Genomic DNA, 827 nt, shown 5'->3' on the forward strand with positions numbered 1-827 from the left:
TTAAAAACAGTCAATTAAAATTTATCCCGTAGAGAAGTATGGATGGATAAAAAAAAATTACAACGCACCTAATGGGTAATTTTCCCTCGAAAGAACATCGCTTGCTCTAACACGTTTTCTCAACAATTAAATAGCCGAGAAAAAGCAAGCCAACGCTAAAATAACATTGGCCGATGTCAGACTATTGGAAAAAAAATAATACGATTGGGTGATAACCACGCGTGTTTATCGCTATTTGTGCGTATCGGCAGCGTGTGAATTTCTCAAGGATAAATAGTCGAGAAAACTCCCCAAAAGCGTGCCAGCGATTACCAAAATACACCCTAGCATCAGAAGGTTATCATTGATTGCTTCAACCGCATTGGCTCCCAGTGCGTGGGCGATGGTCAAGGTCAACCAGATGAATAACAAGGCACATCCGGCAGCCAGCATACGCAGCGCGAAGCGGTAGTGGCGGGGATAGGTCATGCGTACCATGAAGGTGCCGGTGCGTTGGGTGTATTCCAGGGTTTGTCGGCATACCAGCAGCAGGACTAATCCCGGCACTGAGACAGCAATGGTAAATAAATAGAACCAGGCCCAACCGTGGGTTTCTACAAACCAGCCTGCAATCGGGCCAACGTAGACGCGCCCGACGGCCGAGAGTGCGGAAAGCAGCGCAAACTGAGTGGCGGAAAATGACGTGTTGCATAAGGTCATCAGTAACGCAACGAATGCTGCCGTGCCCATCCCGCCGCACAGGTTTTCCAGAAAGATAACCCCTGCCATGCTAACCAGATGTTTGGTCGTGATCGCCAGCAGCCAGTAACCTGCGTTAGAGACGGCCT

At 48.6% G+C, this 827-nt stretch carries 1 pseudogene; it reads right to left on the bottom strand.

The window, feature by feature from the left end:
* Positions 1-231 precede the first annotated feature (231 nt).
* Positions 232-827 (bottom strand): annotated as a pseudogene (gene ampG / locus J5224_RS31600) (muropeptide MFS transporter AmpG); the annotation flags it as partial.

This window comes from Candidatus Symbiopectobacterium sp. NZEC135 (assembly GCF_025962695.1).